This window comes from Acinetobacter sp. C15 (genome assembly GCF_013420645.1).
Taxonomy (GTDB): Bacteria; Pseudomonadota; Gammaproteobacteria; order Pseudomonadales; family Moraxellaceae; genus Acinetobacter; species Acinetobacter indicus.
Genome location: NZ_VOXR01000008.1, coordinates 93,960 through 109,716, shown reverse-complemented (window position 1 = coordinate 109,716; position 15,757 = coordinate 93,960). Strand labels below are relative to the sequence as shown.

Annotated in this window: 13 protein-coding genes and 1 pseudogene; 6 read left to right on the top strand and 8 right to left on the bottom strand. The window is 44.5% G+C overall.

Features of this window, described 5'->3' with window-relative positions:
* Both FTT63_RS05265 and FTT63_RS05260 read right to left on the bottom strand, forming a co-directional pair.
* A partial coding sequence (locus FTT63_RS05265; protein ID WP_373684886.1) for an acyl-CoA dehydrogenase family protein occupies nucleotides 1–457 on the bottom strand: 457 nt, incomplete at its 3' end.
* Nucleotides 458–481: 24 nt separating this feature from the next.
* Nucleotides 482–1,636, bottom strand: a complete 1,155-nt coding sequence (locus FTT63_RS05260; protein WP_180192063.1) for an acyl-CoA dehydrogenase family protein — start codon at nucleotides 1,634–1,636, stop codon at nucleotides 482–484.
* Between the two features lie 482 nt (nucleotides 1,637–2,118).
* Between FTT63_RS05260 and FTT63_RS05255 the strand changes: the two genes are divergently transcribed.
* Together FTT63_RS05255 and FTT63_RS05250 are read left to right on the top strand one after the other, a co-directional pair.
* Nucleotides 2,119–2,955: an IclR family transcriptional regulator gene (locus tag FTT63_RS05255; protein ID WP_180192062.1), complete on the top strand. Its 837-nt coding sequence runs from the start codon at nucleotides 2,119–2,121 to the stop codon at nucleotides 2,953–2,955.
* 225 nt (nucleotides 2,956–3,180) lie between these two features.
* The gene (locus tag FTT63_RS05250; RefSeq protein WP_180192061.1) at nucleotides 3,181–4,893 is read left to right on the top strand and encodes an electron transfer flavoprotein-ubiquinone oxidoreductase; all 1,713 of its coding nucleotides are present in this window, start codon (nucleotides 3,181–3,183) and stop codon (nucleotides 4,891–4,893) included.
* Between the two features lie 235 nt (nucleotides 4,894–5,128).
* Here the strand turns inward: FTT63_RS05250 and FTT63_RS05245 are convergent, their stop codons facing one another.
* Nucleotides 5,129–6,883 carry a bifunctional protein-serine/threonine kinase/phosphatase gene (locus FTT63_RS05245; RefSeq protein WP_180192060.1) on the bottom strand — a complete coding sequence of 585 codons (1,755 nt, stop codon included), beginning with the start codon at nucleotides 6,881–6,883 and terminating at the stop codon, nucleotides 5,129–5,131.
* 62 nt (nucleotides 6,884–6,945) lie between these two features.
* On the bottom strand, nucleotides 6,946–7,755 hold the full coding sequence (locus FTT63_RS05240; protein ID WP_005178046.1) for a formate/nitrite transporter family protein: 810 nt from the start codon (nucleotides 7,753–7,755) through the stop codon (nucleotides 6,946–6,948).
* Nucleotides 7,756–8,047: 292 nt separating this feature from the next.
* Here FTT63_RS05240 and cynS point away from each other — a divergent pair, with 292 nt between their 5' ends.
* Nucleotides 8,048–8,497, top strand: coding sequence for a cyanase (gene cynS / locus FTT63_RS05235; RefSeq protein ID WP_005178047.1), 450 nt, complete (start codon nucleotides 8,048–8,050; stop codon nucleotides 8,495–8,497).
* A gap of 209 nt (nucleotides 8,498–8,706) precedes the next feature.
* Here the strand turns inward: cynS and FTT63_RS05230 are convergent.
* Nucleotides 8,707–8,970 (bottom strand): annotated as a pseudogene (locus FTT63_RS05230) (KGG domain-containing protein); the annotation flags it as partial.
* 438 nt (nucleotides 8,971–9,408) lie between these two features.
* Nucleotides 9,409–10,650 carry an MFS transporter gene (locus tag FTT63_RS05225; RefSeq protein ID WP_168384807.1) on the bottom strand — a complete coding sequence of 414 codons (1,242 nt, stop codon included), beginning with the start codon at nucleotides 10,648–10,650 and terminating at the stop codon, nucleotides 9,409–9,411.
* A gap of 658 nt (nucleotides 10,651–11,308) precedes the next feature.
* On the opposite strand from FTT63_RS05225, the gene FTT63_RS05220 reads away from it, so the two are divergent.
* From FTT63_RS05220 to FTT63_RS05210, 3 genes are all read left to right on the top strand, one after another.
* Complete coding sequence (locus FTT63_RS05220) at nucleotides 11,309–11,548, top strand: DUF2171 domain-containing protein (protein ID WP_104471337.1); 240 nt, start codon at nucleotides 11,309–11,311, stop codon at nucleotides 11,546–11,548.
* A 90-nt stretch (nucleotides 11,549–11,638) separates the two neighbouring features.
* Nucleotides 11,639–12,520 carry an SDR family oxidoreductase gene (locus FTT63_RS05215; RefSeq protein WP_227554653.1) on the top strand — a complete coding sequence of 294 codons (882 nt, stop codon included), beginning with the start codon at nucleotides 11,639–11,641 and terminating at the stop codon, nucleotides 12,518–12,520.
* A gap of 81 nt (nucleotides 12,521–12,601) precedes the next feature.
* Nucleotides 12,602–12,766 carry a hypothetical protein gene (locus tag FTT63_RS05210; RefSeq protein ID WP_016658124.1) on the top strand — a complete coding sequence of 55 codons (165 nt, stop codon included), beginning with the start codon at nucleotides 12,602–12,604 and terminating at the stop codon, nucleotides 12,764–12,766.
* A 99-nt stretch (nucleotides 12,767–12,865) separates the two neighbouring features.
* Here FTT63_RS05210 and FTT63_RS05205 read toward each other — a convergent pair whose 3' ends face one another.
* The gene (locus tag FTT63_RS05205) at nucleotides 12,866–14,269 is read right to left on the bottom strand and encodes an iron-containing redox enzyme family protein (protein ID WP_227554652.1); all 1,404 of its coding nucleotides are present in this window, start codon (nucleotides 14,267–14,269) and stop codon (nucleotides 12,866–12,868) included.
* 316 nt (nucleotides 14,270–14,585) lie between these two features.
* Entirely contained in the window at nucleotides 14,586–15,749 is a 1,164-nt protein-coding gene (locus tag FTT63_RS05200) for an acyl-CoA desaturase (RefSeq protein ID WP_005178063.1), read from the bottom strand.
* Nucleotides 15,750–15,757: the final 8 nt, after the last annotated feature.

The window sequence follows — 15,757 nt, the reverse complement described above, 5'->3', positions numbered from 1 at the left end:
GGGTAATCATGCTGCCCGGGTCAGAACCATGATCCGGTTCGGTCAGACCAAAGCAGCCAATATATTCACCCGTAGCTAATTTTGGTAAATACTTCTGTTTTTGTTCTTCCGAGCCAAATTCATTAATCGGTACCATCACCAGCGAACTTTGTACACTGGCCATAGAACGGTAGCCTGAATCAACACGCTCAACTTCACGGGCAATCAGACCATAGCTGACATAATTTAAACCGGCACCGCCGTATTGCTCAGGAATGGTCGGGCCCAGCAAACCGAGCTCGCCCATTTCACGGAAAATGGTCGGATCGGTTTTTTCATGACGGAACTGTTCTAATACACGTGGCATCAGCTTGTCTTGACAATAGGCCGCAGCAGTATCACGGATCATGCGTTCTTCTGCAGTCAGCTGCTGCTCCAGCAGGAATGGGTCTTGCCAGTCAAATCTAATTTTTGTCATGTCTATCATCCTTTCTTATTTCGATTAAGCAGTCGCTTGTTTAATCATTTCACGTGCAATGATAATTTGCTGAATCTGGGTCGTTCCTTCATATAAACGGAATAAACGCACATCACGATAGAAACGTTCAATTGAATATTCGCTGATATAGCCGGCACCACCATGAATCTGCAAGCAGCGGTCAGCAACGCGGCCACACATTTCAGTGGCAAACATTTTGGCACATGAGGCTTCAACCGTGACATTCAGACCGGCATCACGCTTACGTGCTGCATCTAGCACCATACATTTGGCTGCATAAATTTCAGCTTTTGAGTCGGCTAACATACCCTGAATCAGCTGGAAATTTGCAATTGGCTGACCAAACTGTTTACGTTCCACCGCATAATTTAAGGCATCTTCCAGCATACGTTCTGCCATACCGACGCTATAGCCGGCAATATGCAAACGACCTTTGTCGAGTACACGCATGGCTGTCTTAAAGCCAACGCCTTCAACTCCACCAATCAGCTGATCTTTATGAACGCGGCAATTATCAAAAATTACGTCACAGGTATATGAACCATGCTGACCCATTTTTTTATCAATTTTGCCCAGACTTAAACCTGGCGTACCTGCTTCAACCAAGAAAGCTGAAATACCGCTGGCGCCTTTAATTTCCGGATTGGTACGCGCCATGACCGTGAAAGTGGTGGCACGTGGTGCATTGGTAATAAAACGTTTGGTTCCATTTAAAACGTAGTAATCACCATCTTTTACCGCACTGGTTTTTAAAGATGCTGCATCTGAACCAGAATCTGGCTCAGTCAAACAGAACGAGCCAATGATTTCACCCGTTGCATAACGTGGTAAATACTTTTGCTTTTGCTCTTCTGTACCATCAATTACGATACCGCTTGAACCAATACCATTGTTGGTACCAATTAAAGAGCGGAAAGCAGCAGAAGTCCGGCCCAGCTCCATCGCCACCAGAATTTCTTCTTCCATGGTGATGCCTAAACCGCCGTATTCTTCAGGAATGGTCAGACCGAACAGCCCCAGTTCTTTCATCTGATCAACAATGTGTTCAGGAATGGCATTATTTTCTTCTACTTCATGCTCGAGTGGAACGAGCTCGTTTTTCACAAAATCGCGAATCGTTGATAGAAGTTGATCAAGCATTTCTGGATCACGAATCATAGGAATCTCCGTTTTATCTGGTTTGGGTAAATTCCTTCACCCTTATTTTCATTTCGCAATACGAAATAAATAATCACAAAATTAAGATTTCAGCAAGAAATTTTATGAAAAAATTTATTTTTTCTATAAATAAGCAAATTTTTACTGAATTTCTGTTTTGATTAATATAGAATAAAATTTCATAATACGAAATTATTTCTTTAAAAATTTAAATTTAAGGATGAATATTAATCAGAAATGATTAAGGGACCATAAAATTAGGCACTAAACAATAAAATTCATTGCTTTATTGGAGGTTTTACTCTAAAAGTACAAACGTTACTTTTATCGTGTTATAAAAATTTATCGCAACCTGTTTGGCCGCGATACAGAATAAAAATCATTTATTTTTTGTGCAATTTATCAATATTTTATGTGTTTTATTTTGTATCGTGAAACTAAGTTGCTATCATATTCATTAATTTACTCTATTTATGCTGAACATGACAAAAAATAAAACAGGTGAAATCCTTAACTTTGATGAAATTCGCTTGGATCCGATTTCGCATATTCACCGCGAAAATAATCCGCAGTTCATTGCCTCTATTGCACGTGGACTTGAGATTTTAAGATGCTTCTCGGCGACCAATCAGTTGTTAGGTAATCAGGAAATTGCGCAAATGACCAATTTGCCCAAACCGACCGTGGCGCGTATTACCAGCACCCTAGTTTCTCTGGGCTATTTAAAACAGTTGCCAAATACGACCAAATATCTACTTGATGTAGGCGTACTGGCATTGGGTTATTCGGCATTAAGCAATATTTCTGCGCGAACGCAGGCTCATCCGTTCATGGAAGAAATGTCACGCTATGCCCAGGCGCCGGTCGCCATGGCCACCCGTGACCGTCTGAATATGATTTATCTGGAAGTAGTCCATACTGACACGACCCTGACCATGCGCCGTTCGGTCGGTTCAACATTACCGATTCATTCCAGTGCCATGGGACGTGCCTGCCTAGCCGCTATGGACGTGAAAGAACGTGAATATCTGTTTGACGCGATCAAGAAAAGACACGAAGAGCAATGGACGACCATTAAACGTAATCTGGAACGTGCGATCCGCGACTATCAGGATTATGGCTACTGTCTGTCTTTAGGTGATTGGGCCAAAGATGTCAACTCTGTGGCGGTGCCATTGATTCATCCTAAACATGGTATTTTGACCTTTAACTGCGGCGCGCCTAGTTATCTGTTAAATCAGGAAAAACTGGAAAACGAGATTGGCCCGCGTCTGATTCATATGGTCAACAATATTGCGATGAATCTCAATAATATCTAAGCACATCATAATCAGGGCGACACAGGTCGCTCTTTTTATTTCGTTCGATATAACCTAATTCCAACACCGCCCTTCCCATGCAAAGCAGCTTTTCTCCTGCGCAACAAAGCTCACAATTCTAAACGTTGAATACAGTCCTATTTCAAATAAAAAGTTAAAAAATAAACTTCAAAACCGATTTATATAATGATATAAATATCGTATAGCGAAACAGGATTTCTTATTATGGAAGATATTAACCGAGAAGCCATGGAGTTTGATGTCGTTATCGTAGGTGCTGGCCCTGCGGGTCTGTCTGCGGCGATTAAAATCCGTCAACTTGCAATTGAAAATAACCTGAATGATCTGTCCGTTTGTGTCGTAGAAAAAGGCTCCGAAGTCGGTGCGCACATCTTGTCAGGTGCGGTGCTGGAACCACGTGCCATCAATGAGCTGTTCCCGAACTGGAAAGAAGAAGGTGCACCGTTAAATGTACCGGTGACAGAAGATAAAACGTTCTTCCTGCTGTCTGAAACCACTTCGAAAGAAGCGCCACACTGGATGGTACCAAAAACCATGCACAACAATGGCAACTATGTCATTTCACTCGGTAACGTGGTGCGCTGGTTAGGCCAGAAAGCCGAAGAGCTGGAAGTGTCTATTTTCCCGGGCTTTGCGGCGTCTGAAATCCTGTACCATGAAGATGGCACAGTAAAAGGTATTCAAACCGGTGATATGGGCATTGGTAAAGATGGTGAACCGACCCACAACTTTGCCCCAGGTTATGAACTGCATGCCAAATATACCCTGTTTGCTGAAGGCTGTCGTGGTCACTTAGGCAAACGCCTGATCCAGAAATTTAATCTGGATAAAGATGCCGACCCTCAACACTACGGTATCGGCATTAAAGAGCTGTGGGAAATTGATCCGGCCAAACATAAACCAGGTCTGGTGATGCACGGTGCCGGCTGGCCATTGTCTGAAACCGGTTCTTCCGGCGGCTGGTGGCTCTACCACGCGGAAAACAACCAGGTCACGCTGGGGATGATCGTCGATCTGTCTTATGAAAATCCGCATATGTATCCATTTATGGAAATGCAGCGCTGGAAGACTCATCCTCTGATTAAGCAATACTTGGAAGGCGGTAAGCGTATTTCTTATGGTGCACGTGCCGTAACCAAAGGTGGCTTTAACTCGCTGCCTAAATTCACTTTCCCGGGTGGTTCTTTAATTGGTGATGATGCGGGCTTCCTGAACTTTGCCAAAATCAAAGGTTCTCATACCGCAATGAAATCCGGCATGCTCTGTGGTGAGGCAGTCTTTGAAGCAATTGCTGCCGGTGTCGAAAAAGGTGGTGATCTGGCGATTGCCCGCGTGACTGAAGGTGAAGATTTCTTTGCAAAAGAATTAACCTCTTATACCGAGAAGTTCAACAACAGCTGGCTGAAAGAAGAGCTTTACAACGCGCGTAACTTTGGCCCGGCGATGCACAAGTTTGGTCAATGGTTTGGTGGTGCGTTTAACTTTATCGACCAGAACATCTTTAAAGTGCCATTTACCCTGCATGACTTGGTGCCTGACTTCAGCGCACTGAAAACCGTAGATGCGGTAAGCTTTAAGCCGAACTATCCAAAACCGGATGGCAAGCTGACCTTTGACCGTTTGTCTTCGGTGTTTGTATCCAATACCGTACACGAAGAAAACCAGCCAGCGCACCTGAAACTAACCAATGCGTCGATTCCAGTCGATGTGAACTTGCCTAAATGGGATGAGCCGGCACAGCGTTACTGCCCTGCGGGTGTGTATGAAATTATGGAAAATGATGATGGTTCCAAGCGCTTCCAGATTAACGCAGCCAACTGCGTACACTGCAAGACCTGTGACATTAAAGATCCATCACAGAACATCACCTGGGTAACACCGGAAGGTGGTGGTGGTCCGAATTACCCGAATATGTAAGGTAATTCCGATGAGTCAGAACGAAGCTTCTGGCTCATTTACCCAATCCTGAAGACGTTATGAATAACTCTTCACTTTAATTTTGTAGGTAATCCCAGTTCCTTCGGGAGCTGGGATTAATACATTTTAAGCGCGGATTTCATCATCAAAATGGGGCTGTATTGAAACGACAATCGCTGAGCCAAGTGGCTCTGATTTTATAATCAGTCCAGCATTTAAAAATCACTGATTTAATTTAAACACTAAACATCAACGCCAAAGACAACAGCAAGCATAAAAATAACATAGCTGAAACCGCCTGCCAGAATCTAACAGGATTTTTATCCAGCAAGGAAGAATGAACCGGCTTTAAAAAATACCGGTTAGGATGCTTAAGGTCATACAGAAATTCTGACAATACCTCATAACGTTCATTTGGCATCAGGGCCAAGGCCTTATGCAAGGCTCCATCAATCCACACCGGAATATCTGGCCGATATTCTAAAATTGAATGATAACGCACCGTTTTTAGCTGTTTTAACGTCTGACAACGCGCCAGTTCGGTGCCATAGGGTAACTGTTTGCTGAGTACATAATACAGTACCACGGCCAGTGAAAACTGGTCTGAACGGGTGGAAACCGGCCGCGAACAAAAATATTCTGGTGCCATAAAGGCCAAGGTGCCCAAAGCCGCGGCATGTTGCGGCTGTGATTCGGAAATCCCCTTGACCAGGGTCGCACCAAAATCAATCAGTTTTAGCTCTAACTGTGCATTCAGCATGATATTTTCAGGGCGAATATCCTGATGCAGCATGTCCAGCCGGTGAAAAGCCTGCAAACCTTTAATGATCTGTTCCGTAATCTGGATGGCGGTTTCAAGCACAATCGGCTGGCGTTGCTGATGCAGCCAGGTATTTAAGGTCTGGCCAGATAAATATTCATAGGTTTGAAAATAATAAGATTTACTGCGCTGATGCGGATAGGCCGCTAACACCTGTGGATGCTGAATCCTTTTCGCCACCCACTCTTCCAGTAGAAAACGCTCCAGCGCTTGTGCATTCTGAGTTAAGTCCAGTGACGGAATTTTAATGACCAGTTGCTGCTGCCGCGTCTCATCCCAGGCCAGATATAAACGGCTACGATGGTTCTGGTGCAGCACGTTTTGAATCCGGTAGCCTTCAAACTGCTGACCTATGCTTAAATCCGGGGCCAGACTTAGCTGGTTGTGACTTGGCTGAAATTGTGACTGGGCCTGTTGTGGCAGCTGCTGTACCTGCACAATTTGCAGGGTTAAATTGTCAGGACTGCCCTGCGCATCGGCCAGATGGACCAGCATTTCTGCTACCTGGTCAAGATCTAAAGTTTCGGGGCTGTGAAGTGCCTCGATAATTTGGCTGTCCGACAGATATTCATATACACCATCGGTCATCAACAGGAAAATATCATCCTGTGCCAACGGCAGACTTAAATAATCCACCTCTACTTTCTGCGCCACGCCCAAAGCCCGGCTTAAATAGCTTTCCCGGGAAGATAACCAGACCCGATGGTCAACACTGAGCTGTTCCAGCTGCTGCTCACGCAAGCGGTAAATACGGGCATCACCAATATGAAACAGATGTGCGGTCTCATGTTTGAATACCAGCGCGCTAAAAGTGCAGACATAGCCGCGGTCTTTATCGACACGGCTCTGACTTTGCTGGGTCTGGGCATAAAGCCAGGAATTGGTGGCACGAATCACCCGGTCGACCGAAGTTTTGACACTCCAGGAATCGGGCGTCGAAAAGTAATCGGCCAGAAAACTGGACACTGCGGTTTCACTGGCGATATGACTGACATTGCTGCTGCTGATACCATCGGCAATGGCACAGGCAATGCCCTTTTGCTGTGCCAGATAGCCCTCCGGAACGGCCGCGCCGTGAAAATCCTGATTGCTCTCTTTGCGGCCGGCAGCACTATATTGCCCAAGCCGAATTTGAAGTGAAGTCTGGTGTGAAGATGGCAAAGTGGACATGCGCTGTTCTCAACTGGCTGGAATCTTCCCTGATTCCTGAATTCATCCTGTGTGCTTAAAACTTAGAACTCACGTTTTGGTGCAGTGCGGACATGCGTGGTATAAAGCGCAAGACCAGTTAAAGCCAAACCACCTACCAGGTTCCCCAGCGCTACCGGTAACTCATTCCAGATAAAGTAGTCCATCACCGAGAAATCGCCGCCCATCATCATCGCGAACGGGAACAGGAACATATTCACCACCGAATGTTCAAAGCCCATGGCAAAGAACAGCATGATCGGCATCCACATCGCAATAAACTTGCCACTAACGGTGGTCGACATCATCGCGCCAATCACGCCAAGCGACACCATCCAGTTACAGAGCATGCCGCGAATGAAAATTGTGATCCAGCCAGCTACGCCATATTCTTTGTAGCCTAGCGTCCGGTCTTCACCAATATGTGCAATCGCCAGACCGACCTTGTTTGGTTCGGTCGAAAAGCCGTAGGTATAGACCGCTGCCATCATCACCGCCACAATCAGCGCACCAGTGAAGTTACCGACAAAGACCACGCCCCAGTTTTTCAGGATTCTGGCCCAGGTCACGCCCGGACGTTTATCCAGCCAGGCCAATGGCGTCAGGACAAATACCCCGGTCAGCAGGTCATAGCCCAGCAGATACAGCATACAAAAGCCGACCGGGAATAATAATGCACCAATTAAAGGCACGCCGGTTTGCACTGCAATGGTGACCGCAAAAACCGCTGCCAGCGCCAGAATAGCCCCGGCCATGGTGGCGCGGATCAGCACATCACGGTTTGCCATATGTAGTTTCGATTCACCGGCATCCACAACTTTGGTTGCAAATTCGGAAGGTGCAAGATAAGCCATTGCGAGTACCCCTCAACGATTGAAATTTAGCGGTGGGATGATTTGCAAATAAAAAGCGCCCAAGACGACTTTCACGTCTTAGGCGCCATTGCCTGAATCATCCAGCATGTTTTAAAAATTTATGGCGTCGTTGCCATCAGTTCAGTGGAGATACAGCAAGGAACGTACCAACTTTGTGTGAAAGATAAATTTACGCCATGGTCAGATTCAAGATCTGAGCTGATTTTAAGCTGGCATACATTGTGCTTTTCCCTTCTCAGTGTTTTAGCCATAAGCAGTTGAGGAAATAGATATGATTAGCCACCGCCAACAAGTGACAGACATGATTTTATCTGCCAAGGTACTGAACAATATTCAGTGGTCCAGTGTGGCGCAGGAAATTGGTTTATCCAAAGAATGGGTGACGGCAGCCTGTTTGGGGCAAATGGCTTTGAATAAGGAACAGGCCGAAAAAATTGGTCAGATATTTAACCTGAGTGATGAAGCCGTGGCCTGGCTACAGATTGTGCCGTATAAAGGCTCTCTGCCAACCAGCGTTCCGACCGATCCTTTAATTTACCGCTGGTATGAAGTGGTAAATGTCTATGGTTCTACCATTAAAGAGCTGATTCATGAAGAATTTGGCGACGGGATTATGAGCGCAATTGATTTTAGTATGGATATTCAACGGGAAAGCCATGAAAATGGCGACCGGGTAAATGTGGTGCTATCCGGGAAATTTTTGCCCTATAAATCCTATTAAGATGAGTTTGTGTTGAGCTTAAAACTCTAAGCAATCACAAAAATCTGCGCTTACCTTATTCATAAAGATGATCAAGTAAAGAGCAAAACCACATTCATTCCCCCATAAAAATAGGCTTAATCTTCCCGGACAAAAACGATTGCTGTTTTATCCGGTCAGATTAAGCCTATGTTTTTTAGCAAGCTGTACTAGTCCGAGGTAAAGCGTCCATAACGGTCGCGTTTACGCGTGCTGGAAGATGAGCTGCGGCCACGGCGATCGTCATCATCATCGTCGCGGTTGCGACCACGGCGATTGTCATCGTTTATATGACTTCTGGCGCCGGCACGGCGTGCTTCTTCTGACGTAAACTCATGCGCATTGCCGCTGGCATGGGCTGCGCGCCCACCACCACTGGCAATTTCTCTTTGTTCATCTGGATCCATACTCGCAAATCCACGATTTGAAGTACCCTCATTACGTGTATTGGCCATGATTCACCCTTCCTGTTATTTATTTTGATTGTCTATGTTGCGACTCTTTTAAGATAAGAGTGAAAATTAAGATAAACAGCCGCGCTTTGTTTCAGATCATTGGAATGTAGCAGGTCTTTTTTATTTTAAAAAATTAACAGGCTGTATTTAAAATAGTAAAATTTTATTCTTTTAAATATCTTTTTTAATTTTTTACCATCTTTATATTTCAGCTGTTTTTATTTACAAAATGAAAATAATAGACGCGTTAAGATGAAGTGGTTTATTTTCTTAATAATAAAAAATATTTAAATAGAGTCCATAATTTTTAAATATATTCTTTAGTCCCTTGATTTCACTTTCATTGTCTTATGAATTGTGGCTTAAATATAAAAAAAGCCAGTCAGTGAGCGCTGACTGGCGAAAAGGAAGACACAGATAAGTAAGTGAATGTCCGATTTAGTCGACCTGGGTAAAGCGATTTAAGACAGCAATCGACAGCAGCAATAAGGCCACCAGCGCAAAGACGGTGCTCAGGCCAATGGCTTCACTTAGGAAACCGACCAGCGCCGGGCCACTTAATGAACCGCTATAGGCAATGGTCGATACCAGCGATAAAGCAGCCGCTTTAGGCATAATATTCTGACGTCCGACACGAGAGAACATCACTGGTACAATATTGGAACAGCCAAAACCGAGTAAAGCATAGCCCAGCAGGACCACCGCCCAGTGCGGCGCCATCACAATAATGCCTAGACCCAAGGCTGCACATAGCGCGCTATAGGTGATGATGTTTTTCTCGCCCCACATTCTTAATAAGCGACGTCCAGAAAAACGGCCGATGGTCATGGTAATGGCAAAGAAGGTATAGGCCAGACCGGCAAAAGAAGCGTCCATCCCAAAGTTGCTGACCAGATAAATCCCGCTCCAGTCCATTGCCGATCCTTCCGATAAAAAGGCAATAAAACAGACCAGACCAATTAACAGGATCATCGGACTTGGACGAAATTTCTGCTTCGCTGGTGGTGCGGTGTCTTCTGTGGCTGTGTCTGATTTTTTCTCAATTTCAGACAGGCTGTTGGGAACGGCCAGAATGGCAATAAAGGCCAGCACCGCGCTCATGATTAAAGCGCTCATTAGCGGTGAAACACCCAATGACAGCAGCACAGTCACAGTCAGCACACCAAGTAAACCGCCCAGACTGCACATACCATGGAAGCTGGACATCATATTTTTCAGGCTGTTCTTTTCAACAATCACCGCCTGTAAATTAATGGCCACACCAAATGCACCCACCGCGGTCCCAAAGATAAACAGCACAATTGCCATGCTTAAGGCAGTACCAAATACCGTCAGTAACGGCAAAATGATCATCGCTGCAACCAGCGCAATCCCGATTAAAATACGGCAGCCAATACGCTGGATTAACAGACCAGCCGCAGGCATGGCCAGCATCGATCCAATCCCCATACAGAGTAGCAACAGGCCAAAGTCTGCATGGTTTAAAGAAAGACGTTGTTGTGCAAATGGAATGAGCGGTGCCCAAGATGCCGTACTTAAACCCAGACCAAAAAAGCTGAGTTTGGTTGCCAGACCTTGTGCATTGAGCTGGGCAGATGCATCGACGACTGTGGTTTTGGAAAACAACATGTATGTGCCACCTTCTAAAAACAGGGCATCCCATTCCAAAAAATTGTCCATAGAAAAACCCCTGCACACTTATAGGAAAATCTATAAACTTGCAGGGGCTTTTGTTGGCGGAATTATACACAATTCACAGCGCTGTACAGCCCTTTTTTGTCTATTTTACAAACAATTTTGTAATGACAAAAAGTACTTCATTTTTCTCGTTTTTTTGAAAAATTCCAGCTGTAATATTTTTATATAATTATTAAGAAACAAACATTTAATACACTTATTGTTTTATTCAATCAGTTTAATGAGTTTTAGTGATTGCCTGAAAATTAGTTTATATACAGAAACACAGCACTACCCCTTCAGTTTTGATTATTCCGACCACTCAACCATCTAGCTGATGCAGGATTAAGCGTTTAAACCAATAAGTAGCTAGAGATCTTCTGTAGTTTATAATTTTTATTTAAAAATAATAAAATGAGATTTATAAATATATGATTTTTGATTATCTCAACTCATCTATTTCAATATAACAATAGCTTTAATTATTTAAATTTAGCCTCAATCATTTAGATATTTCATAATGTGTAATATATATCGGCATGTAGTGAATTGTTATACTCCATGGCGGAGTTGTTTCGATTTTAAATAAAGCTATTTTTATCTCTTTGAGGCGATTAAATTAAATAGAGATATTTATTTCATCTGAATTGGAGTAATAAAAATGGCTGATATTAATTTAAATAACATTCAGAAACATAGCGAAGTTATTGCCTCATGCGGCACCCATGTCGGTACGGTCGATCATCTGGAAGGCAGCGATAAAATCAAACTGACCAAGCAGGATTCTGGCGATGGGATGCACCATTACATTCCGATCTCTTGGGTGGAAGAAATTCGTGGCAACCAGATTATCCTGAACAAGAATTCTGAAGAAGTCACCCGTCAGTGGGAAGCGGTATAACTTCTAAAAAGCACGATCTGCCCAGACTCGTGCTTTTTTATCGCTAACGATTTCATCTGATTGAGCAAAATAATAAATCGACCCAAAAATTTGGAGAACCCCATGCATCATTATCCTGACAGCCCATCTCCGCAAGAGAAACAGGAGCATCAGCCTGGTGTGCAATATAAAATGACGCCCGAACCTGAAATTATTAAAAGCAATTATCAGGGCAGTCAAAAACTCAAAGACAAGGTGGCTTTAATTACCGGCGGTGACAGCGGCATCGGCCGATCTGTGGCGGTGCTGTTTGCCCGCGAAGGTGCCAATATTATTATTCCCTATTTAGAAGAAGATCAGGATGCGCAAGACACCAAGCGACTGGTTGAGCAGGAAGGTCGTCAATGTCTGCTGATTCAGTGTGACCTGCGCCAACATGCGGCAGTACAGCAGATGGTCGATCTGGCTTTGCAGCAGTTTCCGCATATTAATATTCTGGTCAATAATGCTGCTGTGCAATATCCACAAAAAACCATTGAAGATATTAATCCCGAACAGCTGCATAAAACCTTTGAAACCAACCTCTACCCGCTGTTTTATGTGACCCAGCTGCTGATTCCTCAAATGCAGGCCGGTGACAGTATTATCAATACCACCAGTATCACCAGCTATCAGGGCCATAATGAGCTGATTGATTATGCCAGCACCAAAGGGGCAATTACCGCTTTTACCCGTAGCCTGTCGACCAACCTGCTAAAAAATAAAACCGGGATTCGGGTGAATGGTGTCGCACCCGGCCCAATCTGGACGCCGTTAATTCCAAGCAGTTTTGATGAAGAACAGCTAAAAGGTTTTGGTGAAGATACCCCCATGGGCCGCATGGGTCAGCCAAGTGAAGTTGCGCCGGCTTATCTGTTTTTAGCCTCCGATGAAGCCAGCTATATTTCCGGTCAGGTGATTCATGTTAATGGCGGTACTATTGTCAATGGTTAACGGCATTTAAAGGCACACAAGCAATGTAGATAACATTTTGAGTTTTATTGAAACATGCAGATCTATACAGGAGTGAAACTGATGTCTAGAGGTGATAAGTCGGCCTATACCGACAAGCAGAAACGTCAGGCCCGCCATATTATTGAATCGGAAAAAGAGCGAGGCCATTCCGAAGAAGAAGCAGAACGCATTGGCTGGTCTACCGTCAATAAACAGGATGGCGGCGGTAAAAAGAAATCCCACTAAATGCCCTTCTGTTCTGCTGGAACTCTTTTAAACTTCTATAAAAATGCCAATCCTTAGGATTGGCATTTTGTTAGGTGATGACAAGTAGATCATCAGATTTTATTGAATCTGCTGCAGCGCCTGCGGGAATAAAAACTGGGTCAGTTGACGCGTGGCCCATAAACCAGTGGGATTATGATGCTGATGCGGCGCCAAGTAAGGCAATAGCAGATTGATTTTTTCTTCCGCGCTACGCGCCAGTTTTAATTGCTGCTGCAAGGCCTGCTGTTCGCTTGAATTGAAATAATTGACAATATAATCATCGACCTGCTGCACCGGGGTTACTGCCTTAAACGGCGCACGGCGTTCGGTATAGGCTTGAGCAATCCAGTCATAAATAATCTGCTGTTCAGCGACTGAAAATACACCGAACATTTTGCCTTCTTCATTGTGAATCAGCTGCCAGAAGCGGCTTTCACTCGGATGCTGGCCGCGTTTAATCCACTGTTTATCCTGTAATACCTGAAGGAACTCGACCACTTTCTGGTCATTGCTGAGCCATTCATTCACCGATGCTTGAGCAAAGCGGCAGCGGTTATTATGAATCAGCTTGCCGACCACGGCTTTTTTCTTGAAAATCTTTTCAATCAGCGGGGTTAAATCACTGTTTTTAATAATTTCAGTCGAGCCTAGGCCAACATCATTCAGAGCATAGCCGCGTTTCAGTTTGTCAATAAACTCTGTTTTATTGGCGGCCTGACTATAGCCATATTCCAGTGCGGCGACTGAACGATGCGCGTGACCATTGTCCAGGTTATCAATGGTAATGTGCACATTAAAATACTGATGATCCAGCCCCAGTTCAGCCAGTTCATAATTACTGATCAGCAAATGCAACGGCAACTGTTCATAGCCTAAATTAAAACCAATCACTTCCGGCAGATATTGCTGCGGCGCATAGGCCAATGCCAATTGCACCACAGGTTGATAATAGTATTCATCTTCCAGTCCTTCGACCAGATCTTGCAGATTCAGACTGCTCAGCAATTGCTGATACATCGACACGTGATTGGCTTTGGCTGAACCGAGGCCCAGCTCTTCCAGATAAATCATGATCAGATGCTGAAAATTCGGATCAGGCCAATGTTTTAAGCTGCTATACAGCCAGGAACCATCGACATATTTTACTGGCGCGACTTTCACCAGAAAGTCATAGGCGGCGGCTACATGCTGAAAGTATTCACGCTGACCACCAGCCTGACGCCGGCTTAAATACTGCTGATAGCGTTCACAATTCTGCATATTCTGCTGAAAAAGCCAGTCTTTGATCTGGACTGGCTCATCGGGTAAAGGAATAGATGGGGGATCTATCTGGTGAAGCTCGCGCTGTAAAAGCTGGGCCGAAAGCTTTTCTTTTTCTGGTGCTGGCGTGCTTTCATCCAGAAAGAAATGAAACAGCTCCCGATAGCTTTTTTGTCGTTCGAGTTTTAAGGGACGATAACTGTTCTGAGAGACAACTGACATCTTGTTATTTTCCATTATTTTTCACTCAAACCAGCTTAGGAGATTCGCCAAAATCACCATAGTTCAGTTTTGTTAAACCACGTTAACTTGCCAGCTGCTCAAAAATAAAGCGCAGAGATATCAGAAACTTATAAAGATAATTCAGTTACATAATCGGCAAGACCGGGCGTTCTTTCTGTAAAAATAGCTCATGCTCCTGTAGCGCTGTTGCACTCAAGTTTGAGTCTTGAGTAAAAAATGCAGCAGTTATGCAAAATAAAAAAGACCAAAAGACATCTTATCTTCTGGTCTTATAAAAGCTGGCTAAAATCTGCTGTTACTGGAATTTGGCTTTCAGCTGGGCCAGACAGGTACGAATCAGGTGACCGCCCTGCCCGATTTTGTCCTGCCAGTGATTTGGCACCGAACACTTGGCCAGACGCACCCAGACACTGGAAAACTGCTGGATAAAATTGGCTTCATTATAATGAATACCATATTCTGCACACAGCGCTTTAATTTTTGGCGCTACTTCGGCATAACGGTTGGCCGGCATATCCGGAAATAAATGGTGCTCAATCTGATGGCTTAAATTTCCACTTAAAATATGCAGCCACTGGGTGCCACTAAAATTACTCGAACCGCGAATCTGGCGGATATACCATTCAGCCCGGCTTTCATTTTCGGTGTTGTCGGCTTCAAAATTTTCCGCATCTTCAGTGAAATGGCCGTTAAAGATCACCGCGGATGCCCACAGGCTGCGAATCACATTGGCGACAGCATTGCCGGCAAAAACCGGAATGGCATTTGGCCCGGCAAGCAGCGGGAAAAAGACATAATCTTTGACCACCTGACGGCGCATTTTCTTTCTTAAACCGGCCGCTTCATCCCAGACCTGTTTCCAGGTTTTGGTTTTATAAACCAGTACATCTTCTAAATGCAGACGTTGCAGCCCCACATACCATTCAAAAAATACCATCAGCTGAATGGCCAGCGGAATATTCATCAAAAAACGCGGTTCCCATTTTTGTGCTTCGCTAACCCGTAGCAAGCCATAGCCGACATCGTGGTCTTTGTCGACAATATTGGTATAGGTGTGATGAATATAGTTATGGGTATATTTCCAGTCGTCTCCGGTGGCAATGGTGTCCCAGTCATAACTGGCACCGTTCAGGGTCGGATCATTCATCCAGTCAAACTGGCCATGCATGACGTTATGACCCAGCTCCATATTTTCAACAATTTTGGATAATCCTAGTAAACCAGTCCCCAATAACCATACTGGCGGAATCCAGCCGCCAAACATCAGCATCCCACGTGAGGCAATTTCACTATAGCGGACAAAATTACGGATTTTATAAATATACTGGGCATCTTTCTCGCCCAGATCGTCCATGACTTCACGGCGGATGGCTTCCACTTTGGCACCAAATTCCTGAATCTGAGCCTCGGTTAAATATTTTGACTTGCTGTTCGGATGTAACGCGGCAGGCATATTCATGTGATGTT

Excerpts from the sequence above, each read along its gene's own strand:
- FTT63_RS05260 (WP_180192063.1), bottom strand. The coding sequence starts at position 1,636 with ATGATTCGTGATCCAGAAATGCTTGATCAACTTCTATCAACGATTCGC.
- FTT63_RS05255 (WP_180192062.1), top strand. The coding sequence starts at position 2,119 with ATGACAAAAAATAAAACAGGTGAAATCCTTAACTTTGATGAAATTCGC.
- FTT63_RS05250 (WP_180192061.1), top strand. The coding sequence starts at position 3,181 with ATGGAAGATATTAACCGAGAAGCCATGGAGTTTGATGTCGTTATCGTA.
- FTT63_RS05245 (WP_180192060.1), bottom strand. The coding sequence starts at position 6,883 with ATGTCCACTTTGCCATCTTCACACCAGACTTCACTTCAAATTCGGCTT.
- FTT63_RS05240 (WP_005178046.1), bottom strand. The coding sequence starts at position 7,755 with ATGGCTTATCTTGCACCTTCCGAATTTGCAACCAAAGTTGTGGATGCC.
- cynS (WP_005178047.1), top strand. The coding sequence starts at position 8,048 with ATGATTAGCCACCGCCAACAAGTGACAGACATGATTTTATCTGCCAAG.
- FTT63_RS05225 (WP_168384807.1), bottom strand. The coding sequence starts at position 10,650 with ATGGACAATTTTTTGGAATGGGATGCCCTGTTTTTAGAAGGTGGCACA.
- FTT63_RS05220 (WP_104471337.1), top strand. The coding sequence starts at position 11,309 with ATGGCTGATATTAATTTAAATAACATTCAGAAACATAGCGAAGTTATT.
- FTT63_RS05210 (WP_016658124.1), top strand. The coding sequence starts at position 12,602 with ATGTCTAGAGGTGATAAGTCGGCCTATACCGACAAGCAGAAACGTCAG.
- FTT63_RS05205 (WP_227554652.1), bottom strand. The coding sequence starts at position 14,269 with ATGTCAGTTGTCTCTCAGAACAGTTATCGTCCCTTAAAACTCGAACGA.
- FTT63_RS05200 (WP_005178063.1), bottom strand. The coding sequence starts at position 15,749 with ATGAATATGCCTGCCGCGTTACATCCGAACAGCAAGTCAAAATATTTA.